Origin of the sequence: Desulfosporosinus lacus DSM 15449 (assembly GCF_900129935.1) — a bacterium.
Taxonomy (GTDB): Bacteria; Bacillota; Desulfitobacteriia; order Desulfitobacteriales; family Desulfitobacteriaceae; genus Desulfosporosinus; species Desulfosporosinus lacus.
In genome coordinates this window covers 58,313-81,065 of record NZ_FQXJ01000007.1, presented here as the reverse complement: position 1 = coordinate 81,065, position 22,753 = coordinate 58,313, and the positions used below count along the sequence as shown (strand labels likewise).

The window sequence follows — 22,753 nt, the reverse complement described above, 5'->3', positions numbered from 1 at the left end:
ACTAAATCAACTTTTGAATTATTATAGTTTATGTTATAAAATCACTCCGAATTAACGACTGATTAAAGTTGCTAAACTGTTGATGCACATTCATTGGCTTCCCCTTTGAGAATTTGAATTCCATGAGGAATTGCAGGGGCAATTGCAGCGAAACACTCGCGTACCGCTTTAGGACTGCCCGGCATATTAATAATCAATGTCCGCTTTCTAAGGACTGCAATTGCTCTGCTTAACATAGCCTTTGGCGTTACTTTAAGGCTCTCCATACGCATCACCTCAGCTATACCCGGGACCATACGATCTGCTACAGCTAACGTTGCTTCTGGGGTCACATCCCGCATTGAAAATCCGGTCCCCCCCGTAGTCAAGATCAAATCCAAGCTAAGCTCATCTGCCCAAAGACACATCGTTTTTTCTAGTGTCGCTTGGTCGTCTGGGAGCACTACGTACTCCACTACCTCCCCGCCGATCTCTTGAACAAGTTTGGCCAAGGCAGGCCCTGACAGATCTTCTCTTTCTCCACGCGACCCCTTGTCACTTGCAGTAATTACTCCCACACGAAGCATTAACTAATCACCTCAATACTATCTCCAACTCGAACTGCTCCGCCTTCCAGTAATCGAATAAAGATCCCTTCTTTTGGCATGACACAATCCCCAGCCTGATAGAAGATCGCGCATTTCGTATGGCACTCCTTGCCAATCTGGGTAACTTCCCCTAAACTAGTTGCACCAATTTTTAGCTTTGTTCCCATCGGCAAAGTAAACAATTCTATTCCTTCTGTTGTTAAATTCTCTGCAAAATCTCCTGGGCCTACCTTCAACCCTTTATCCTGCATCGTCTTAATACTTTCCATCGCAAGCAAGCTAACCATACGATGCCAATCTCCACCATGGGCATCTCCTTCAAGGCCAAAGTTGACTCTTAAGACTCCTTCACCCACATTCTTTTTGCGCATTCCTTTCCGCTCACTTGTACAAACCGCAATAATTTTCCCCATTATAAAGCCCTCTCTTTCATACCAGATTATTTAACGTACGAAATGTCCACTTTTCCCGCCCAACTTTTCAACTAGATAAATATCCCGAATCGTCATAGTCTTATCAATTGCTTTGCACATATCGTAGATGGTCAAGGCAGCGACACTAACCGCTGTCAGTGCTTCCATTTCCACACCAGTTTTGCCCTGGACTTTCACGATAGCTTCGATGTCTATCTCACCGGGTTCTACCAATTTGAAGCTTAGTTTGGCACCGGTTATTGCTAAGGGATGGCACATAGGGATCAACTGTGAAGTCTGCTTTGCCGCCATGATTCCTGCGACTTGGGCCACTGCCAAAACATCTCCTTTGGCAATAAGACCTGAGCGAATTCTTTCCAAGGTTTCTGGCATCATCAGTATTTTTCCCTGGGCAACGGCAACTCGCGCCGTTTCAGCCTTGTCACTGACATCTACCATTCGAGCGCGTCCTTCTTCATCAAAATGTGTTAAATCCACTGCTTACCCTCCAATCTGAGACATTACACGTGTATCTTGCCACGCTTCGTTATTCATATGATGCTCTGCGGGTTTATGCCAAACTGCCTGAGCAAATACATTCAGAATATCCTGGTCTGAACTGCCCGACCGCAGGACCTCACGCAAATCAACTTCATGTTTGCTATGCAAACACGGTCTTAGCTTACCGTCCGCTGTTAAGCGCACACGATTACAAGTATCGCAAAAATGGCGACTCAGGGCACTAATAAAGCCGATACTTCCCTTATAACCACTTGGCCGGAAATACTCTGCCGGGCCTCCACCGGGAATGTCTTTGGTTGGAAGGTCATCTTCATTCAGGCCTAAAAGTTCTTTCATTTCCTTAATTGAGACAAATTCATTACGATGCTCTGAACTAACGCCAATTGGCATGAGCTCAATAAATCGGACATGGAGCGGATATTGCTTAGCCAGCTTTAGAAAGCTGGGCAACTCTTCCGTATTAAACCCGCGTACAACTACGACATTAATTTTAACTGGATTTAATCCGGCCTCAAGAGAACGAAAGATCCCTTGTATCACTTTCGAGGCATCACCCCCCCGAGTATTCTCGAAGAAACGAGTTCGATCCATAGTATCCAAGCTGATATTAACGCGCTGTACTCCCGCAGCTTTTAAATCAAAGGCCATTTCCGAAAGTAACATTCCATTAGTTGTAAGCATAAGATCCTCGACCCCCGGAAGTTGAGCCGCCTCACGCAGAAAATCTAAGATATCTTTGCGAACTAAAGGTTCTCCCCCCGTGATGCGAAAGCGCCTAAAACCTAATTGAGTACTTATCTTCATCAACCTTAGTATTTCTTCGAAAGAAAGAATGAAGTCATGGGGCATCCACTCTATTCCTTCAACCGGCATACAATATTTACAGCGTAGATTACAACGATCAGTGACTGAAATTCTGAGATAGTCAATTCGCCTAAGAAATTGATCTTGCATTGCGACTCCTCTTTCTTAGATTAAATTTGGAAACACAAAAAAACCCGCGGTCTGTAAACAACCGGGGAATATATTCCACCTGTCGACAGACTCCTTTCCAGCAGGAGATATCACAGTTTCCCGTAATACCCGAGTGTCTTAAGACACTAGTCTGGTCACCATAGCCTCTGCTTTAGGTAATCCAGCTTCGGAGCACGTACTATTCAATTTTAACCTTATTAGAAGATAATTCGCGATAAGTTTGAGAATTCCTTTTATTAATACATATACATTTACCTTTTTATAAAAAAAAGATTCAGGTTTTTCCAAAAATATTGTACACTATAAGAAAGGTAAGGTCCAAGGAGGTAACAATGCCAAACCAAACTATTGCCCATTCCATTCTTAAAGCTAAGGGGACATCACTAGAATGGGTGGAAGACACAGTAGTCCGAGAGGTTCCTCTAACCGTACACTACAACCGCGAGGAGATTGCTACGCTATTGTGCTCGCCTTCTCAAACTGAGGAACTTACACTTGGATTTTTATTCAATGAAGGGTTCATTCGAGTTCCAGAGGACGTATACGAAATTCGCCAAGATCCCTCGGACCATATGATTTGGGTCGAAGGTAAACCCTGCGTCTTACAAAAAGAACTCATGAGCAAACGATTTGTTTCCGCTTGTTGCGGTAAAAGCCGAGCTTCTTTTTGTTTTGCCAATGACGCTCTAATGGTCAAACCCCTTACATCAACCTATAGCATTTTACTTCAAGAAGCCTATGATTATGCTAAGTTTCTGCAATCTTATCTCCCACTCTTTCAGGAGACCGGTGGGGTACACAGCGGGGGAGTTGGTTATAAAGGGAATGTAATCCTGACAAGTTATGATATTGGCAGGCACAATGTTTTTGATAAGCTCGGCGGTGAAGCCTTTCGCACTAAGTTAAATCTCGAAAACCATGTGATTTTTTTCAGTGGTCGAGTCTCCTCGGAAATCCTGCTTAAAGTAGCCAAAATGAAAGTACCCATACTCATCGCCCGTGGGGCACCAACAGATATGGCCCTTTCTCAAGCGACTGCTTTAAATATCACTGTAGTTGGGTTTGCCAGAGAACAACGGTTAAACATTTATACCTGTCCGGAACGAATCATCCTCTGACCACTAAGGACAGTTTGAAGTTCTTGATTATCGTTTGCGGATAGCAGTCCAATCTTCCGGTGTATTAACGTTATAGAAGACCTTCGCTAAATCCGAAAAACTCTCCAATTCCGTTTCCTCCACATACTTTACTGAACAAACCAGAAAGAGATCGATAATCTTGAGGCGACCAGCCTCAAGACTATTTTTTATTGTGGGAAGGCAACGGCGATGATAAAAGGCATGCAAAGGATGAAGGCCGGAGTGAGTTTTTGGAACGACGATATCATACTCCGGAATCCACTTTGCCAAAAAACGAATAAGGTCCGTTTTTAAAAACGGCATATCACAGGCAACAAAGAAAACATTATCATAGGCCGCTGTTTTCAAACCCTGATAAAGCCCTTCTATAGGGCCTCGATCAAGAAGCTCATCCCTAATTATGGGTACTTCATACCGTTCAAAAAGTTCAGGTTTGTTGCTGCTGATGATCACCTCAGAAAATATGGTTTGCAAAACCTCTAAACTCCGTTCCACCAGAGGTTGTCCATCCATTTCGAGAAAGGCCTTATCTTTTTTCATTCGTGAGCTTTTTCCACCCGCTAATAAAATTCCGGTCGCATTTAATTTTGGAAGTTGTTTTCCCAAGTCCTGCAGTGGCTTAGTAATTTCTAAAGACCTCCTCGTATTCAGTGGACGAGAACCGAGTCAGAATCCGTTCCCCCACAATAGTTACGGGAACTCCGATCGCCTTCGTCGTATTTCTTAACTCCTTTAGATGCTTAGGTAATAGGATGTTCTTTTCTATAAACAAAATCCCTCTGCCTGAAAGAAACCGCTTAGCGCGTGCACAGTATGGGCAAAGGGGCAAGGTATACATAATTACTTCTTGATTCAAAAACTCTCACTCCTCAACTTATTTAAAGCCGACAAATCTGCATTCAATGTACCATATTCAAAGTTTTATGTCACGCGGATTAATCTCTCCACTCTCCCGAGAGAGAAATTCAAGAAATTGTATATTATTATATTTACACCTGTATCCTTTTAGTAATATAATGGCTCAAGGAGTAATTCCTGCCAGTGGTGTTACTCACAATTTAATATATCTTTTTTGCTAGGGGTGCCCTTCGGGGCTGAGATGAGGAAACTCAATCCCTTTGAACCTGATCTGGTTAATACCAGCGGAGGGAAGCTAATCGTTATACTTATTTAGAAGTATTAGTGAGAACTGCTTACCGCAGTTCTCACTTTTTTATTTTCCCCTCTGCCAATGGTACTAAGACAGATCCCCTGCAAAAACGTATTTAGAACTGATGAAAGGAGTACAGTCTGTTCTGTTACCCTGTAAATACAGTATTGCAGTTGCTCAAAGACATATCATTCAAAACATAGCCATTAGTAAATTTAAGAAAGAGTGTGATTAGATGAGTACACAAATGGAACGAGCTAAAAATGGAGTAATCACCACGGAAATGCGCACTGTCGCAGATAAAGAGGGGCTTTCCTCTGAAGAAATTAGGCTTCGGGTGACGGCGGGCAGCATTGTTATCCCCGCTAACCATAATCACACATCTTTGAGTCCGGAGGGCGTTGGTCTTGGGCTAAAGACGAAAATTAATGTTAATTTAGGCATCTCTCCGGAGTGTGCCAACCTTGAAAGTGAGCTGGCAAAAGTTCGCATGGCTTTGGATATGAAAGCGGAAGCAATAATGGACCTCAGCAATTACGGTAAAACTATCGAATTTCGCCACCGGCTCATCGAAATGTCTCCAGCTATGATCGGCTCCGTCCCTATGTATGACGCATTGGGTTATTTAGATAAGAAATTAGAAGACATCACACCCCAGGAATTTTTAGCCGTGGTTGAACAGCACGCTCGAGACGGGGTTGATTTTGTTACCATCCACGCTGGCATCAATAAGGAGACTGCCCAGCATTTTCGTCAGACTTCTCGAGTTACCAACATCGTTTCACGGGGAGGGTCTTTACTATATGCCTGGATGGAATTGACCGGGCAGGAAAACCCTTTTTATGAGTACTTTGATGATCTTCTGGATATCTGTACAAAATATGATGTCACAATAAGTTTGGGAGATGCTTGCCGGCCCGGAAGCATCGCCGATGCCACAGACGGAGCTCAAATTTCCGAATTAATTGTAATGGGAGAATTGACTCAAAGGGCTTGGAGACGCAACGTTCAAGTCATGATCGAAGGACCTGGCCATGTTCCCTTGCACGAGGTTGTGACTAACGTTCAGTTGGCGAAAAAACTTTGCCACGGTGCACCTTTTTATATTTTGGGGCCATTAGTCACCGACATTGCTCCTGGTTACGATCACATCACCAGTGCCATCGGTGGGGCTTTAGCCGCCTCAGCAGGAGCAGATTTCCTCTGCTATGTGACGCCGGCTGAACACCTTCGTTTACCCACTCTGGACGACGTGCGCGAAGGGATCGTTGCAGTCAAGCTCGCAGCACATGCCGGGGATATCGCCAAAGGGATACCCGGAGCGGCTGAATGGGACAGAAAAATGAGTCAAGCCAGACAAGATTTAAATTGGGAAGCAATGTTTGGTCTAGCCCTGGATCGCGGAAAACCCGAACGCTATCGTAAAGAGTCCTCCCCCGAGCATCAGGATAGCTGCACTATGTGTGGGGAAATGTGTTCAATGCGTCTCATGAACCGAATTATGGACAAATAGATAAATTAGCGATAAAAAAAGGCCTTCCTCGTTGGGAAGGCCTTTTCTACTAATTAAACTTTTGAAATCTTTACGCCACACACTTTATACTCGTAGGTTTTGGTGACTTTATCATAGGCTCCATTGGTCAAGACGTTAGTCGGTGAATCAAAATAGTGAAGGGTCATAAAGACCATACCCACGGGCACCCGTTCCGTAATCATAATTTTAGTTTTCAGCTCGCCACGACGGGAAGCTACTTTGACTTGTTCACCGTCTTCGAGTCCGAGTTGTTTGGCGTCCAAAGGGTTAATTTCAGCCAACTCTTCCGGAGAATGGATTTCCAGAGATGGAGAGTGTTGTGTGAAAACATTGTAATGGGAAAGTTTTCGTCCGGTACTGAGTAAGAGTGGATAATCCTCATCCGGTAATTCAGCAGGCAACTGATTCTCTATCGCCACGAACTGTCCTTTGCCTCGGGTGAATTTCCCCTCATGCAAGAACTTCGTCCCGGGATGTTCAGCATGCGGTACCGGCCATTGCAAACCTTGTGTGCCCAAGCGCTCATGGGTGATCCCTGCAAATTGTGGGGTAAGCTTCGCAATCTCTTGCATAACTTCTTCCGAAGATTGATATTCGAAGGGATAACCCATACGAGTCGCTAATTCACAAATGATCTCCCCATCTGTCTTAGCATTGCCGATTGGTTTAATTGCTTGATTAACCATTTGCACTCGCCGCTCAGTGTTCGAGAATGTGCCTGTCTTTTCAGCATAACTAGCTCCAGGTAAGACAACATCTGCCAACTTAGCTGTTTCGGACAAAAAGATTTCTTGGACTACAAGGAAATCAAGGGCCTGCAGACCTTTGCGCACATGGTTCGCATCAGCATCGGTAATGACTGGATCTTCTCCTAAGACATACAAAGCCCGTAAATCTTTACTAACCGCTGCTTCAAACATGTCTGGAATCATAAAGCCTGGATTGGGGTCTAAGGGAACTCCCCAAGCGGCTTCGAATTTCGCCTGTACTTCTGGATTCGCGACCTTTTGGTAGCCGGGATAAACGTCAGGCAGTGCACCCATGTCGCAGGCACCCTGAACATTGTTTTGTCCACGCATTGGGTTAACTCCCGAACTTTCTTTACCGATATTACCGGTTAACATGGCCAGGTTCGCCAAGCTCATGACGTTATCTGTACCACAGGTGTGCTCTGTAATTCCTAAAGTATAGAAGATTTGAGCTCGTTCTGCAGTAGCATAGATTTTAGCTGCCTCTACGAGATTCTCCACGGGAACTCCCGTTACTTTACTTACTACTTCGGGTGTATATTTTTGCACGGCTTCACGAACTTTTTCAAAGCCTTCTGTTCGTTCTTCAATGAACTCTCGATCTTCCCATCCGTTCGCAAGAATAATGTTCATAATCCCGTTGATTAGAGCTATATCAGTGCCCGGACGAAGTCTTAACCAAACATCTGAATGGTCAGCAAGATCAATGCGCCGAGGATCGGCCACAATTAATTTTGCACCTTTAGCCAGCGCTTGCTTCATTTTCGTTCCAATGACTGGATGAGCCTCAGTTGCGTTTGAACCAATTACAAACATTACTTTGGTGTTTGGAATTTCATTAATGGAGTTGGTCATCGCTCCGGATCCAAATGAGGTGGCCAGACCGGCCACAGTGGGAGCGTGTCAAGTCCTGGCGCAGTGATCGATATTATTCGTACCGATTACCGCGCGCATGAATTTTTGCATAAGATAATTTTCCTCGTTAGTGCAATGGGCAGAACTCAAAGCAGCAATAGAGTTAGGACCATAGGTCTTCTTAATCTCGCCTAACTTCGTGGCGATTAAATCTAAGGCCTCATCCCATTCTGCTGGTACTAGTACTCCATCTTTCCTGATCAGAGGAGTTGTGACACGATTATCACTGTAAATCATGTCCATTCCAAAGCGACCTTTGACACAAAGAGCTTTGCCATTAACAGGGGCATCCGGATTGGAGGTCACCCCAATCACTTTTCCATCTTTAACATTCAGGTCAAAGTTACATCCAACGCCACAGAATGGGCATGTAGTTTGGACTTTCGATACTTCCCAAGGACGTCCTTTACCGACCATTTGCTTCTCTACCAAGGCCCCTACCGGACAGACCGAGACACATGAACCGCAGAAATCACAATCGGACTCATTATAGGGTAAATTAAAGGCCGGACCCACTTGGGTATCAAATCCACGATGCGAGAAATCGAGAATGCTTTTTCCCTGAATTTCAGAACACGCTTTGATACATTTTCCACACAGAATACATTTATTCTGATCCCTTAAAATAAAAGGGTTTCCACTATCGATCGGAAGATTGCGTTTCTCCCCTTGATAAACTTCACCGGTTACACCATAGTCATAAGCATACTCTGCTAAAGAACAATCCCCCATCTTCTGGCAAGTCATGCAGTCTAAGGGATGATTGGCTACTAACAGCTCCAAGATTACTTTGCGTGCATTGCGGACTTTAGGATTTTGAGTCTCTACTTTCATGCCCTGGGTTGCTTGTGTTACGCAAGAAGGTGGCAGATTGCGCATTCCTTCGATTTGAACAACACACAAACGGCAGGCACCAGCAGAGGTGAGCTCCGGTGCATGACACAAGGTAGGAATTGGAATATTATTCATGCGACAGGCATCAAGTACGGTCGTTCCCTTAGGAACGCTGACTTCACGTCCATCAATTGTTAATGTAAGCCACTCCAAAGTGTTTCACTCCTCTCAGTTTGTCCATCCATATGGGTAGTTTCATTGACCTAACTAGGCACGAGTAACCGCACCAAACTTACATTTCTCTATACAGGTTCCGCATTTAATGCATTTTTCTTCATCTATAACATAGGGAGTATTGGTCTTCTTATCCCCTGAAATACAATTCGTCGGACAGTTCTTAGCACAGAGACTGCACATTTTGCATTTCTCCACATCAATGGAATAACTCAACAAAGCTGTACAGTTATGCGCAGGACACTTATGGTCATGAATATGAGCCTCATACTCATGCCTAAAGTATTTAAGCGTTGCAAGAATAGGACTTGGTGCAAATTGCCCTAGGCCGCAAAGGGAGGTTTCTTTAATAGTTATGGCCAGATTTTCCAAGGTATCGAGATCTTCCTCTTTTCCTTCTCCCTTGGTAATTCTATCTAGGATCTCGTACATCCGCGTGGTTCCTTCTCGACAGGGAGTACATTTCCCACAGGATTCTTTCTTGGAAAAGTTCAAGAAATAACGGGCAATATCCACCATACAAGTGGTCTCATCCATAATAACAAGTCCACCAGAGCCAACCATTGCCCCAGCTTGTGTTAAAGTATCATAATCAACAGCAAGATCGAGCATGTCCTCAGGCAAACAACCACCAGAGGGCCCTCCAATTTGTACTGCTTTAAATTTCTTGCCTCCCTGAATGCCATCTCCAATATCAAAGATGATCTCTCTAAGTGTTGTGCCCATAGGGACTTCTACTAAACCTGTATTGTTGACTTTACCGGTTAAAGCAAAAATCTTCGTGCCTTTACTTTTTTCCGTCCCAAATTGGCCATACCATTCTGCTCCATTGCGCAAAATATGCGGTATATTGGACCAAGTTTCTACGTTATTGATATTGGTTGGTTTTCCCCATAGTCCACTAACGGCAGGAAAGGGCGGGCGTACTCTTGGCATTCCACGTTTCCCTTCGATAGATGCCATTAAAGCGGTTTCCTCTCCGCACACAAAGGCCCCAGCACCTTCAAATATCTTTAGATGAAAATTAAAGCCTGAGCCTAGAATGTTATCTCCTAGGTAACCTGCTTCCTCTGCTTGCTTGATCGCAATTCCCAAGTGCTTAATAGCTAAAGGATATTCTGCACGGCAGTAGACGTATCCTTCGTCTGCCCCAATGGCATAAGCACCGATGAGCATTCCCTCAATGACAGAATGCGGATCTCCCTCCAGCACACTGCGATCCATGAATGCTCCTGGATCTCCTTCGTCAGCGTTACAAATAATATATTTTTTGTCACTGGGCGTTTGACGGCAGAAACCCCACTTTAACCCCGTTGGGAAGCCAGCGCCGCCGCGCCCCCGAAGTCCAGATTTCTTAACTTCTTCCATAACCTCTTCAGGTGACATCCCTTTAAGGGCCTTTACAATGCCTTTATATCCATCCCGTGCCGTGTATTCCTCAATCTTCTTAGGATCAATAACCCCACAATTATGAAGAACAATTCGATGTTGCTTTGCAAAAAACCTTATATCGCCCATTGAACTAACTGGTTTTTGGGTTGCTTGATCGACAAGCAGAAGTCGTTCGACACGTTCCCCTTTGATAAACTCTTGCTCAATAATTTCTGCAACATCTTCCTCTGTAACCCGGGTATACAAGATCTGCTGCGGTTCTATAACAAGCGTCGGTCCTTTTTCACAAAACCCTTGACATCCTGTCCCAACGACGCTTACAGTCTTTTCAAGACCTTGCCGTTTGATCTCATTATTTAAAACATCAATGATCGGAAGTGCTCCAGAAGAGGCACATCCTGTCCCTGCACAAACTAAAATCCGTTGGTTCTCAGCCATCCCTTTATCCTCCTACTCGTATTTGGCCAATATCCCGGCGATTTTGTCCGGTGATAATCGTCCATGAACCTCATTATTGATAGATATCACCGGTGCCAGACCACACGCCCCAATACATGCTACAACTTCCAAGGTAAAGCGACCATCTTCGGTCGTAGCTCCATCTGTAATCTTTAATTCTTTCTCGATCGCTTCAACGACTTTGGCGCCACCGCGAACATGGCAAGCTGTTCCCAAACAGATATTGATTAAATTCCGTCCCACTGGTGTTAGACGGAACTGAGCGTAAAACGTTACCACGCCATAAATTCTTGCTACTGGAATACGAGTTGCTTTACTGATGTGTTTAATTACATGGGCCGGTAAATACCCATACACTTCTTGGGCTCCTTGTAAAATCGGGATAAGAGGCCCATTGCTATGTTTATGCTTGTCAATAATTTCATCCAACTTTATTTGCTTAGGATCTACTAACTCCTCACACGCAGTGCTCAAAAAAATCCCCCCTATTGAATTCCTATCGTTTCAAAATCATAGACCGTTTTCTCCGTGATTAATTTAGTCATTTTGGCATCGTGTTCATCAATTGGTACTTGTCCAATAATTTGGCATTCGAAAGCAATCGCAACTCTAGGCGTTGAGGGCTTTAGCCGCATAAAAAAGCGATCATAGAAGCCTCCCCCATACCCTAAACGATTTCCTTGCAGATCAAAACCCGCCCCAGGCACAACAACTAAATCAATCTCTAAAGGATTTACTTCATCTTTCGTCAGTTTGGGTTCACGGATTCCCCAAGCTCCTGGCTCAAGATCTAATGCCAGATTGCTGACTTCAAGTGGAAGAAGTATGCCTTTAGGTGCACAACGAGGTAATATCAGCTTTTTGTTACACGCTATTGTCGCCTCCGCTAAGTCCGTCGTTTCCACTTCATCGCGAAAGTTAAGAAATAACATCACTGTATGAGCCTTTTGGAAGTCCGGTAAATCTCGAAGTTTCTGCTGAATAATTAAACTTTTGGTCCTTCTCTCTTTCTCGCCCAAAACAGCTCGCTGAGTTAAACACGATTTGCGTACTTCGGCCTTCAAGTTCATTTTTTCCTCATTCATCGTAGAGCTTCCCTTTCGGTAAAATCTCGTGCCTTTAAATTAATTCGATTAATATTATCGAAATCCTTCCACTTTAATGAAAAATTTTGATAATATTCTCAATATGCAAACATATCGTCTCCCATATTCATATTATTTACACAAATGAAACATCATTTCAACCCACAAAGTTATCCACTTATGGAATCTAACTATTTCGGCTTGTCCATAGGTTATCCACATTATCCACAGGTCCTGTGGATAATGCTATCCCAAACCATCATTTTTTAGGCAAAGCTCTAAAACCGCTATTATGACTTATCTACAGACTTATCCACATTGTCCACAGGTCCACCTTATCCACAGAACATATGATTCATTACCTGCTCCTCAGCCCCGCCTAGCGCAGGGTGACATAAGTGCGACGTTTTTACGCAACAAAAAATAGCAAACTATCGTTCAAACTCCTGATGTAGAAGCTTGAACGATAGTTCGTTTGCGTCGTAAAGATCGCACATTGTCTCACACAAGTCCCAGTCCCGGGACCGCGTTAAGGGTCCAAGGGGCAAAATCCCCTTTCAAATAATGATAATACCCTGCTGTTGCAATCATGGCCCCATTGTCCGTACAGAAAATGGGCGAAGGATAAACCAAACAAACACCTTTCTCAGCCAACTTATGGTCCAGAGTTTCACGCAACAACCTATTGGCCGCAACACCCCCTGCCAAAAGCAACGTCTTGACTCTAGTTTCCTTGATAGCCAGCAAAGCTTTTCGAACCAGAACATCCACCACTGCTTGCTGGAAAGAAGCTGCAATATCTGGAACACTGAGTGTCTCTCCCCGCATGCGGGCAGAATTTAAGGTATTTAAAACAGCAGATTTCATACCGCTGAAACTGAAATCCAAACTGCCCGGCTCTAACATTGCGCGAGGGAAATTAAATGCTTGCGCATCCCCCTCTTGAGCAATTCTTTGAATCTGAGGACCTCCTGGATAACCCAATCCTAAGGTTCTAGCCACTTTATCCAGTGCTTCTCCAGCCGCATCATCCCGCGTGTGCCCCAAAACCGTATATTGCCCGTGGGCTTCAAATAAAATGAGATGAGTGTGTCCTCCTGATACTAACAAGGCTAGAAGCGGAAATTTTAAATCCTGATGCTCTAAAAAGTTTGCATAGATGTGCGCTTCCAGGTGATTAATGCCAATCAGCGGAACTCCAGCCGCATATGCCATTGCTTTAGCTCCTGAAACCCCGACCAATAGGGATCCGACCAGACCTGGGCCATAGGTTACCGCAATCGCCGATAAATCTCTAAAAGTCAGCTTTGCTTCATTCAAAGCTTGTTGCACAACTGGCTGAAAATGCAAGCTGTGTTCACGCGAGGCAATTTCCGGCACAACCCCTCCATACTTCTGATGTGTGGTTATTTGCGAAGATATGACATGACTTCGCAAATCCCTTCCGTTCAACAAAACGGCTGCAGAAGTCTCGTCACAGCTTGTTTCTATCCCCAAAATTACAACATTGCTCTTTTGACTCTCCATCATATCTTATTCACTTCCATTCCCAAATCAGCCCACATTATCAGTGCATCTTCTCCAGTATCGGCGTAATAACCTTTGCGAATCCCCGCTGTGGCAAAACCTAATCGACTATATAAAGACTGTGCAGGGCTATTCGATTCCCGAACTTCAAGTGTCATCCGTTCCATACCTTCCTGCATCATTTTCTCCATAACGGAACGCATTAGAAATTCTCCCCAATGTTTTCCTCGATAGTTTGGAGCAATAGCCACGTTTGTAATATGACCTTCATCCAAAATGAACCACAATCCCATGTAACCAATTACCTTATCATCCAACTCCAAGCAAACATAACGTGCATACTCATTATCTTTTAGTTCCGCTTTAAAGGCCTGCAAGGACCAGGGCGTAGAAAAAGAGGCAATCTCAATCTCCATAATTGCCTCGAGATCATCCATAAGCATGGGACGTATAATACTGTTACTCATGTCCCTCGCTCCTCCGCGCTTCCTCTTTCTTCGCCCAATTAACCTCCGCCTCAGAAAAACGGATGTAATACGGCTCAACCTGTTCTCCTTCGCCCGTTTCTTGCCATCGTTGCCATACTGCGCTTACAGCATAGGCACCACGAGGTAAACTTATGTACTCCGGTAAAATCACCGCTCGCTCGCCCAGTACTTCCTCTATACGCCCCTTAGCTTTCTCCACTGCATCTCCAACGAAACAAATGGAACGGTCTAATCCCTTTAGATATTCCAACCATTTACCTATAGGCATGGCCTGTGGTGGAGTTAAACAATCCGCCTTTTCTGCTCCTCGCGTCCAGTTATAACGCGCCGTATACCATTCATTCTTGCGTGCATCTAAAATGGGAACAATATCTTCCACTCTTCCCTTACCAGCCCAAGCCAAGGCATCCAAAGACACTACGGCAATCAGCGGGAGCTTCAGAACCTGTGCCAATCCCTGTGCTGTAGCGATTCCAATCCGAATACCGGTGAACGAACCTGGCCCACGCACTACGCCGATCATATCTAATTCCTGAAGTGTCCAGTCTGCAGCTGTGAGCAGTTGATCCAGCATAGGAATGATACGCTCCGAATGGGTCTTTGTGGTATTTAAAAAACCCTCGCCAACTAGTCTTCTATCTTCTCCTAAAGCCACAGCTGTAACTTTTGTGGTTGTATCTATCGTTAAGTATTTCATCTGCATCCTCCTATTATTTGAAGAGAAACTCTAAACGTTGCTCCCAACTGGAGTCTTTAGCATGAAAGATAATCTCGCGGGGCATTTCTCCACTTCCATGAATCTCAACATTTAAACAGTCATCCGGCAAATAATCTTCTGCAATTTCTGGCCATTCAATTAAACAAATCGCATCTTCCACGAACGCATCTTCAATCCCAATGACTTCTGCCTCTTCCGGGCGTCGCAATCGATAAAGATCCATGTGAATTAAACGGATCTTAGTACCTTTTATATGGCTTTCATATTCATGTATCAAAGTGAAGGTCGGGCTGGTCATAGGGCCGACAACACCTAACCCCTTGCCAATTCCTTGGGCAAAGGCCGTTTTCCCGGCACCTAAATCCCCCGTCAGCGCAACGACGTCTCCACCAAGCAAACACTCACTTAGTTTTTTTCCCAACTCATGGGTTTGATCAACCGTTAAACTCGTAACTCTACAGTCCATTTTCTATTCCTCCTGATACAATAACTATTATTGTATCCAAAGACATTCGTTCCCCAAACTCCAAAATGATCAAAGTTTCCTGCGGCTTAAACTTAGGCGAACTCCTCTCCCATAAAAACACTTCAAATCTTACACGACCGTTATCAGGTTAAGAATCCGTGCCTTTTGACAAACAAACAGTTTTGCATTCATATAACTATAATTAGAAAGAAAAAACTTGCACTTGCGATAGAGCGCGAAGATAACACCTCATTATCACTCCCCAAGTCTCACCGATGAAATATAGCCGAGGTTGGATAAATTCCAGATTACTGCGTTGGCGATTCCAGCAGAGAATGGGAGTCCTAAAGAAGATTTAACCCTCTTCAGTTCACTCCGTCTTCTTTAGATTCGGGTTTTACAATCTTCCCGTCAATAATTACGTAGAGCGGGCAAGCCGTGATTGTAAACGGATGTTCTGACCAAATAACAATATCTGCATCTTTTCCAACCTCAAGAGACCCTATGCGGTCGGACACACCTAAGATTTCTGCCGGATTGATGGTAATGGCTCGCAAAGCATCCTCTCTGTTCATCCCTGCTTTACACGCTAAAGCCGCACAAAGCGGAAGTTGTTCAATTGGTGTGACAGAATGATCAGTCATAATCGCAACCTTTACCCCTGCATTAGCTAAAATTCCGGGCGTTTTAAAGGATTTATCCTTAAGCTCAACTTTTGCACGGTTGGTTAGCAAAGGGCCTACCACAGCCGGATACCCCAGTTCTGCAAGTTCCTCTGCAATTTTGTGCCCCTCCGTGCAATGCTCAATGACTAAGTCTGCGTCAAATTCGCGGGCAATTCGGATTGCAGTTATAATGTCGTCTGCACGATGAGCATGAGCACGAAGAGGAATTTCACGATTGATCACCTTTACAAGGACCTCTAAACCCAAATCTCGCTCTGGAAGTTTATCGGGATCCGATTTACCTTGTTCTAATTTATCCTTATACGTCTGAGCATCTACTAAAGACTGACGAAGTAGTGCTGCCGTTCCCATCCGAGTCATGGGCATTTTCTTTTGTTCACCGTAAACCATTTTAGGATTTTCCCCAAAAGCAATTTTCAAACCAGCAGGATCACGAACAATCATTTTATCAACGATTTTACCAGCTGTTTTCATGACTAGCCCTGTTCCTCCAATCACATTGGCACTCCCAGGCACAGTAAATACTGCTGTCACTCCTCCTAAACGAGCATCGCGAAAGCCTTCATCTTCCGGGTTAATTCCATCAATCGCCCGCATGTCTGGAGTCACAGGGTCTGTCATTTCATTAAAGTCTTCCCCTTCCCACCGATAGATCTCTTCTCCAATTCCCACATGACAATGGGCATCAATAAATCCCGGCAACACGAAGCAACCTAAGGCATCAATCACTTCAACATCGATTGGTACGTCTGCATCCATTGTTTCTGTAAGTGCTGTTATTTTTGTCCCCTCGATCAAGATATTCCCCAAAAATTCACGTCCAGCCATTGTTTTAATCTGACCGTTCTTTATTAAAAGCTTCTTTAATCCTCTATTCACCTTTTAGCCTCCAGTTTGAGTTTTATGTATAGGGTTTCCCTCTAAAAACAAGCTCTAAAGACCTATTCCTATTGAAATGTCAATACGCTCATTTAATGATTATAACACATTTGTCATTATCACTGCACAAGATTGCAGGAGTTCACTCCCTTGAAAGGATAATATTTGATAATCTCCCCGTATCACATGGGAGTATAATTCCAAGGTTGTCGAATAAGCTACATTAAAAAGTAAGGTAATTCTTTAAAGCAAACGAGGGGTTAATAGTGTAATTTTTCACTATTAACAGAAACTTAATCTTGTGAAATGTTTTTTTTGGCATAATATATTGAATTATTTTTCAATATGCATTATTATTAATTTATTCACTAAGTAAATAGGTAGATTAGTGGATAGAACTGGTAGCCACTTAAGAAAAGTTTAAGGAGGTGATAATGAAACAACATGAGTTTAGTTAAAAATCACTAAATAATGAAACAACATTGATAGAAGCCGATAAAGTTAATAAAACAAGAACGGCATTTAAAACAATTGTGTAAATATTCTTAAGAATCGCGAAAATCTCTAAAGGGGGGATGCTTGGAATCTTTAATTGTGTTCTATGTCGTGGTCTTATAAATTCATTTAGGTGCCCTATTTTTGGAAGGAGGCCTACCATTTTGTATTTACAAAATTATAATCCAACAGGTAGCTTTTGGTTTTCTGTCTTCTTAGCTGCAGTGCCTATCTTAACTTTGCTTTATTTTTTAGCCCTTCACCCCCATAAAGCAAAAAATGGTGAAAAGGTACTAGGTATTTATGCTCCTTATGCAGCAGCTATTGCTGTAGGTGTAACTTTTCTGATATGTATTTTTGTTATGAAAATGCCTGCAACTTATGCTGCGGCAGCTTTTGGTTATGGAGTCATAAGCGGTTTATTTCCAATTGGTTGGATTGTCTTCGGTGCAATTTTCTTATACACAATGACTGTTGTTACAGGTAAATTCGAGATTGTTAAGGACTCGATTGCCGGAATCACTGCGGATCGCCGCTTGCAAGCCCTACTCGTTTCGTTTAGTTTCGGGGCCTTTATCGAAGGAGCATCTGGTTTTGGTACTCCAGTAGCCGTGGCAGGCGCTATCATGGTCGGTCTAGGTTTCCGACCATTAACAGCCGCTGTAGTTTGCTTAATCGCTAATACAGCACCTGTAGCATGGGGAGCAATTGGGACACCGGTTCTGACCCTTGCAAAAGTCACAGGTATTTCTGATGGTTTGATCACGCAAATGGCGGGTAGACAATTACCGTTCTTCTCTATCCTCATCCCCTTTTGGTTGGTGGCAACTTTAACCGTGATGGAAAAAGGGAAATTGAAGGAAATCTTTGAAGTATGGCCAGCCATCTTCGTAACAGGCGCATCCTTTGCTGTCACCCAGTTCCTAATGGCTGAAGCTCATATGACAATGCTCGTCGACATCGGAGCAGGAATTATGAGTATTATTGTTACCTCTATCTTCTTGAAAATCTGGAAACCCAAGAATATTATTACCAATGAAATGGCTTATGCCAAATTAGAGGGCAGAGATCCAGGTAAACCAAAAGCTATTCCAAAACATCCTCTTCCAGTTCTCTTACAAGCTTGGATGCCTTGGGTTTTCTTGGCTATCTTTGTAGCTATGTGGGGAGTTCCAAGTATCAAGGCTTACCTGAACTCTCTCTTCAATCCTAGTTTTAATGTCCCTTTTCTGCATGGTTTAGTTTTCAAAACAGCTCCTGTAACTGCAGAGGCTGTAGCTAAAACCGGTGAAGCAGCAGTGTTTAGCTTCAATCTTATTACCATGGCAGGAACGGGGATTCTGATCGCGGCCTTCATTACAGGGATTCTTTTCTTAAAAGTTACTGCTGCTCAGTGGAAAGAGATTCTCGTTACTACAATAGTTCGTCTGAAAATACCCCTTTCCGTTATCTCTTTGGTTATTGGTTTAAGTTACATGACAAAATATGCTGGAACTGATGTTGTCATGGCTTTAGCCTTCGCTAAAACTGGTACATTCTACCCCTTCTTTGCAGTTATGATTGGATGGTTGGGAGTTTTCCTTACAGGTAGTGATACCGCTTCAAACTCTCTGTTTGGAAATCTTCAGCTTGTAACTGCTCAACAGTTGCATCTTGACCCACTCTTAATGGTTACTGCTAACAGTACTGGTGGAGTTATGGGTAAAATGATTGATGCTCAGAGTATTACAGTCGCGACAGCCGCTTGTTATGCTGATGCTGATGAAGGAGTCAGAAATATTGGGGTTATCTTCCGGAAGGTATTCTGGCACAGCGTTGTGTTGGCTATGATGATGGGTGTCTTAGTCTGGCTGCAAGCGTATGTCTTCCCTTGGATGGTCCCTACTATGAAATAGTCGCAATTAAAGAAAGGGCTGACCTAATCTTAAAATTAGGTCAGCCCTTTTAATTTGTTCATCTTTATTTAAACGAGTTCACTCTCTGTTCTTATGTTAAATAGAAAATATAAAGAAAATTCGCCCGTTTAAGCAAGTTGTGACCCCATGCTCGTTTTATGGTTCAAGATTATAGACCTAATTACTAATTGTAAGATCACGCATGGATAGGCTCACTCGTTCTCTCGCTTTATCAAGCCCGATCACGCGAACTTTGACAATATCACCCACTGCAACCGCTTCCATGGGGTGTTTAATGAATTTATCACTCAACTGGGAAATATGAACGAGACCATCATGCTTAACACCGATATCTACAAACGCTCCAAAATCTACGACATTTCGCACGGTCCCCTCTAAAATCATCCCTTCATTAAGATCTTCCATATGAGTGACATCTCTCCTCAGTAACGGTCGCGGCAAATCCTCCCGGGGATCTCTGCCGGGTCTTTGTAAGGCATCTAAGATATCACGAACAGTCGGAACTCCCGCTCCGAACTCTTCAGCAAGCTCTTTAGGATCTAAAACAGAAAGTTTCTTTCGGACTTCAGTGAGACGATCTCTCAAATCCCCTGGGGTATGCCCGATACTTTTCAAGATGTCTTCAGCCAACTGATAAGATTCCGGATGAACAGGTGTATTTTCCAAAGGATTAACCCCATCCGGCAGACGAATAAATCCAGCACACTGAATATACGTTTGGGCTCCAAGTCGAGGAATTTTCTTAAGTTGATCGCGCCGGCTAAATTTCCCATTTTCATCTCGCCAAGCAACTATATTTTTAGCAACCGCTGGCTTTAACCCGGCCACGTATTGCAGCAGAGACGCTGAGGCAGTATTTAAATCAACACCTACGACATTAACACAAGATTCTACGACCCCGTGCAGGGATTCCTCCAAACGTTTAGGTTGGACATCATGCTGATATTGCCCTACTCCAACCGCTTTCGGTTCAATCTTTACCAATTCAGCTAAGGGATCTTGCAGACGTCTGGCAATGGATACTGCACTCCGTAAGGAAAGATCAAAGTCTGGAAACTCTTCTCCAGCCAACTTCGAAGCAGAATACACAGATGCTCCTGCTTCACTCACCAAGGTGAATTCAACGGAAATCCCATCCTCCTGAATCATTTCTGCCACAACCTCTTCTGTTTCCCTTGAAGCTGTACCATTCCCAATCGCAATTATATTGGCATCATGCTCTTGAATAGCCTTCCGCAAAATTGCTTTTGCCTCTTCACGCTTGCCCTTTCCCGTATGCGGATATATTACACCTACTTGATGTAACTTTCCCGTCTCATCCACAACCGCCCACTTACACCCTGTCCGAAACCCAGGATCAAGTCCTAAAACCATTTTTCCGCGCACGGGAGGTTGCAGTAAAAGCTGACGCAGATTGGCAGCAAAAACTTTTATTGCTTGTTCTTCTGCTTGAGCAGAAAGTTCAGCTCTCATTTCCCGCTCAATTGAAGAGTCAATCAATCGCTTATATGAATCAAGGGCAGCTTTTTGGACCAGAGAAGCACATGGTCCTGTTTTGACATACCGCATTTCAATAATTCTATGTATCGTTTCAAGCGGAGCTTCAATTTTGACAGATAAAAACTCTTCTTTTTCTCCACGGTTCAAAGCTAAAATCCGATGAGGAGGGATCTTTCGAACAGGCTCCCGATAATCATAATACATTTCAAAAGAAGAGCGCTCTTCGGCTTTTTTCGCTACAGCAACAGCTACCACATCCCCGACTCTGAAGGTTTCTTCCCTTATCCTTTTACGCAAGGCAGCATCATCTGCAATGGTTTCTGCTATAATATCCATCGCTCCAGCTAAAGCTTCCTCGGCAGAATTAACCTCTAACTCCTCATTCAAGTACTTTTCAGCTTCTGCTTGAGGATCTCCTCTGGTATATTGAACTAACAGCCACTCCGCCAAAGGTTCAAGGCCCTTCTCTTTGGCAATTGTAGCCCGTGTACGGCGCTTCTGCTTATAAGGTCGATAGAGATCTTCGACATCTTGAAGCACCGTCGCACCAGTAATTTGAGTCGACAGTTCTTCTGTTAGCTTCCCCTGCTCGTCAATAAGGCGCAGCACTTCCGTTTTACGCTGTTCCAAGCGTCGTAAATAGTCTAAACGGTCAACGATATCACGCAACACATTTTCATCAAGCTCACCTGTTGCCTCTTTACGGTAACGGGCAATAAAAGGAATCGTATTTCCCCCATCCAATAAGCTGACAGCTTCTTTGACTTGATTTATCTTCAGATCAAGTTCCTTAGCAATGACAAGATTGAAATCCAATGATAACTTCCTCCCTAAACCTAATTACAAGCTTAACAGACATTCTTATCTATTATACCATTGTTCTCCAACCGAAGAAATCTCAAACACTTCTATTCAAATTTTTGAGATGCGCTTGCTAAAGGGAAAGCTGTGGAAGAGTCTTAATACCCTGCCACAGCTTTAAACAATTCTGTTTAATTCACTAAGACTTTGGATTTTCCTTGCGAAGCTCTTCCGCGGCCGCTCTCCACTGTTCTCTCGCTAAATTAACAATCTTCGTTTCTCCATCAGCATCTTTATGTTGAATGATTTTAGAAAAATAAGAGACAGCCTTTTTGTACTGTTCCAAACGCCGACTGAGTTCACCGATCATGAATAAAACTCTTATTTCAGACATTGAAGTATCCGCAAAATCTGAGTGAACAAAGGATTCTTCATAAGCCTTAAGGGCTAAGACTAAGAAACGCTTTTCTTGCTCAGTATTATCTTCAGTCCGATAAAGCCAAGCTAAACGCAAGCAAAGACCTGCTAGCACAGCATTTTTTTCTTTTTTGAGAGTGCCCGCCAGAATAGCAAGTTTATAGGATTCTAGCGCTTGTTGAAGATCCCTTTCCTCACCAAAGTTCCTTTTTTTCCAATGCTTGGCGATTCGAGAATTTATAAGCTCTTTAGAACCTAATGGAAATTGCTCTGAAAATTCTTCAGAAAAAGCGAAACCACACTCAGGGCAAACATTGACGAAATAATAGTGCGGATTGTAATTTCCTTCTCGAAAATGAGGGCAAAAATCACTGTCAGTTCTATATGGAACTGAAAAACGCGAACGAACTCTCTGGGTAATAAACGGCGAACCGCAGTAAATACAAGTTAGTTTCTTCTCATAAAACGCATTGACTGAAGTCATTAACAGGCCCCCTTGTATCTAGGATATATTTATGCACATTTCTGCAACCCGGCTATCTTGAAAGTACAAAGTACTTCCTTAGACCCGTGGCTTTGCGTCTCTACCTTTCGATAGGTTTGCCTATGCTGTTCGTAATTGATTTTATTAATATAAATCCGATATTTTATAGGATTCGACAGTAAAAGCTGTATTCCTTTAGTATTCCTAAATTTCCCTTCCCTTATATATCTTGTTCCTCAACGCTCAAGAAACCTTCCGTACTTATAGAGTAACATTCTACAATTTTCAACATTCTCCTCCACCTATCCATTTTGAATTCAGTTTTCTTGACATTATGAATTGTATTTATTCACTTAAATCTGATCTAACAAAAAAGCATGAGTCAGGA

The 22,753-nt window shown here is 43.4% G+C and carries 20 protein-coding genes and 3 riboswitches; of the genes, 3 read left to right on the top strand and 17 right to left on the bottom strand.

Annotated features, from left to right (window positions below):
• Positions 1-71 precede the first annotated feature (71 nt).
• Genes mog through moaA form a run of 4 tightly spaced genes read right to left on the bottom strand, consistent with a single transcriptional unit; the run spans position 72 to position 2,476 of the window.
• Entirely contained in the window at positions 72-566 is a 495-nt protein-coding gene (gene mog, locus BUB11_RS11035) for a molybdopterin adenylyltransferase (RefSeq protein ID WP_073029816.1), read from the bottom strand.
• Complete coding sequence (locus BUB11_RS11030) at positions 566-1,000, bottom strand: MOSC domain-containing protein (RefSeq protein WP_073029815.1); 435 nt, start codon at positions 998-1,000, stop codon at positions 566-568. The genes mog and BUB11_RS11030 overlap by 1 nt, the downstream gene beginning before the upstream one ends.
• 30 nt (positions 1,001-1,030) lie before the next feature.
• Positions 1,031-1,498, bottom strand: coding sequence for a cyclic pyranopterin monophosphate synthase MoaC (moaC, locus tag BUB11_RS11025; RefSeq protein WP_073029814.1), 468 nt, complete (start codon positions 1,496-1,498; stop codon positions 1,031-1,033).
• A gap of 3 nt (positions 1,499-1,501) precedes the next feature.
• Positions 1,502-2,476: a GTP 3',8-cyclase MoaA gene (gene moaA, locus BUB11_RS11020; protein WP_073029813.1), complete on the bottom strand. Its 975-nt coding sequence runs from the start codon at positions 2,474-2,476 to the stop codon at positions 1,502-1,504.
• A 74-nt stretch (positions 2,477-2,550) separates the two neighbouring features.
• A riboswitch (molybdenum cofactor riboswitch) is annotated at positions 2,551-2,681 on the bottom strand.
• Positions 2,682-2,829: 148 nt separating this feature from the next.
• On the opposite strand from moaA, the gene fdhD reads away from it, so the two are divergent.
• On the top strand, positions 2,830-3,615 hold the full coding sequence (gene fdhD, locus BUB11_RS11015; RefSeq protein ID WP_073029812.1) for a formate dehydrogenase accessory sulfurtransferase FdhD: 786 nt from the start codon (positions 2,830-2,832) through the stop codon (positions 3,613-3,615).
• A gap of 27 nt (positions 3,616-3,642) precedes the next feature.
• On the opposite strand, the gene mobA is transcribed toward fdhD, so the two are convergent.
• Both mobA and BUB11_RS11005 read right to left on the bottom strand, forming a co-directional pair.
• Positions 3,643-4,242, bottom strand: coding sequence for a molybdenum cofactor guanylyltransferase (gene mobA / locus BUB11_RS11010; RefSeq protein ID WP_282433999.1), 600 nt, complete (start codon positions 4,240-4,242; stop codon positions 3,643-3,645).
• Between the two features lie 13 nt (positions 4,243-4,255).
• Positions 4,256-4,492 (bottom strand): glutaredoxin family protein, encoded by a 237-nt coding sequence (locus tag BUB11_RS11005; RefSeq protein ID WP_073029810.1) that lies wholly within the window; start codon positions 4,490-4,492, stop codon positions 4,256-4,258.
• A 211-nt stretch (positions 4,493-4,703) separates the two neighbouring features.
• Positions 4,704-4,804: riboswitch (TPP riboswitch) on the top strand.
• A 217-nt stretch (positions 4,805-5,021) separates the two neighbouring features.
• Between BUB11_RS11005 and thiC the strand changes: the two genes are divergently transcribed.
• Entirely contained in the window at positions 5,022-6,299 is a 1,278-nt protein-coding gene (gene thiC / locus BUB11_RS11000; RefSeq protein ID WP_073029809.1) for a phosphomethylpyrimidine synthase ThiC, read from the top strand.
• 53 nt (positions 6,300-6,352) lie between these two features.
• Here thiC and fdhF read toward each other — a convergent pair whose 3' ends face one another.
• The 9 genes from fdhF to BUB11_RS10950 all read right to left on the bottom strand — a co-directional run bounded on the left by fdhF (position 6,353) and on the right by BUB11_RS10950 (position 16,701).
• Positions 6,353-9,031: a formate dehydrogenase subunit alpha gene (gene fdhF / locus BUB11_RS26610; protein ID WP_084110251.1), complete on the bottom strand. Its 2,679-nt coding sequence runs from the start codon at positions 9,029-9,031 to the stop codon at positions 6,353-6,355.
• A 54-nt stretch (positions 9,032-9,085) separates the two neighbouring features.
• Positions 9,086-10,882 carry an NADH-quinone oxidoreductase subunit NuoF gene (gene nuoF / locus BUB11_RS10985; protein ID WP_073029806.1) on the bottom strand — a complete coding sequence of 599 codons (1,797 nt, stop codon included), beginning with the start codon at positions 10,880-10,882 and terminating at the stop codon, positions 9,086-9,088.
• A 12-nt stretch (positions 10,883-10,894) separates the two neighbouring features.
• Positions 10,895-11,377 (bottom strand): NADH-quinone oxidoreductase subunit NuoE, encoded by a 483-nt coding sequence (gene nuoE, locus BUB11_RS10980; RefSeq protein WP_073029805.1) that lies wholly within the window; start codon positions 11,375-11,377, stop codon positions 10,895-10,897.
• A gap of 11 nt (positions 11,378-11,388) precedes the next feature.
• Positions 11,389-11,988: a 5-formyltetrahydrofolate cyclo-ligase gene (locus BUB11_RS10975; protein WP_073029804.1), complete on the bottom strand. Its 600-nt coding sequence runs from the start codon at positions 11,986-11,988 to the stop codon at positions 11,389-11,391.
• Between the two features lie 501 nt (positions 11,989-12,489).
• Entirely contained in the window at positions 12,490-13,515 is a 1,026-nt protein-coding gene (gene tsaD, locus BUB11_RS10970; RefSeq protein ID WP_073030015.1) for a tRNA (adenosine(37)-N6)-threonylcarbamoyltransferase complex transferase subunit TsaD, read from the bottom strand.
• The gene (gene rimI, locus BUB11_RS10965) at positions 13,515-13,982 is read right to left on the bottom strand and encodes a ribosomal protein S18-alanine N-acetyltransferase (protein WP_073029803.1); all 468 of its coding nucleotides are present in this window, start codon (positions 13,980-13,982) and stop codon (positions 13,515-13,517) included. Before rimI ends, tsaD begins: the two co-directional genes overlap by 1 nt.
• Positions 13,975-14,700 (bottom strand): tRNA (adenosine(37)-N6)-threonylcarbamoyltransferase complex dimerization subunit type 1 TsaB, encoded by a 726-nt coding sequence (tsaB, locus tag BUB11_RS10960; RefSeq protein ID WP_073029802.1) that lies wholly within the window; start codon positions 14,698-14,700, stop codon positions 13,975-13,977. Before tsaB ends, rimI begins: the two co-directional genes overlap by 8 nt.
• Before the next feature lie 13 nt (positions 14,701-14,713).
• On the bottom strand, positions 14,714-15,187 hold the full coding sequence (tsaE, locus tag BUB11_RS10955) for a tRNA (adenosine(37)-N6)-threonylcarbamoyltransferase complex ATPase subunit type 1 TsaE (RefSeq protein ID WP_073029801.1): 474 nt from the start codon (positions 15,185-15,187) through the stop codon (positions 14,714-14,716).
• A 365-nt stretch (positions 15,188-15,552) separates the two neighbouring features.
• Positions 15,553-16,701 (bottom strand): amidohydrolase, encoded by a 1,149-nt coding sequence (locus BUB11_RS10950; RefSeq protein WP_073030014.1) that lies wholly within the window; start codon positions 16,699-16,701, stop codon positions 15,553-15,555.
• A 707-nt stretch (positions 16,702-17,408) separates the two neighbouring features.
• Between BUB11_RS10950 and BUB11_RS10945 the strand changes: the two genes are divergently transcribed.
• The gene (locus BUB11_RS10945; RefSeq protein WP_084110266.1) at positions 17,409-19,142 is read left to right on the top strand and encodes an L-lactate permease; all 1,734 of its coding nucleotides are present in this window, start codon (positions 17,409-17,411) and stop codon (positions 19,140-19,142) included.
• A gap of 177 nt (positions 19,143-19,319) precedes the next feature.
• On the opposite strand, the gene BUB11_RS10940 is transcribed toward BUB11_RS10945, so the two are convergent.
• On the bottom strand, positions 19,320-21,479 hold the full coding sequence (locus BUB11_RS10940; protein WP_073029799.1) for a Tex family protein: 2,160 nt from the start codon (positions 21,477-21,479) through the stop codon (positions 19,320-19,322).
• Between the two features lie 184 nt (positions 21,480-21,663).
• Entirely contained in the window at positions 21,664-22,365 is a 702-nt protein-coding gene (locus tag BUB11_RS10935; protein ID WP_073029798.1) for a DUF2225 domain-containing protein, read from the bottom strand.
• A 39-nt stretch (positions 22,366-22,404) separates the two neighbouring features.
• Positions 22,405-22,496: riboswitch (cyclic di-GMP riboswitch) on the bottom strand.
• Positions 22,497-22,753: the final 257 nt, after the last annotated feature.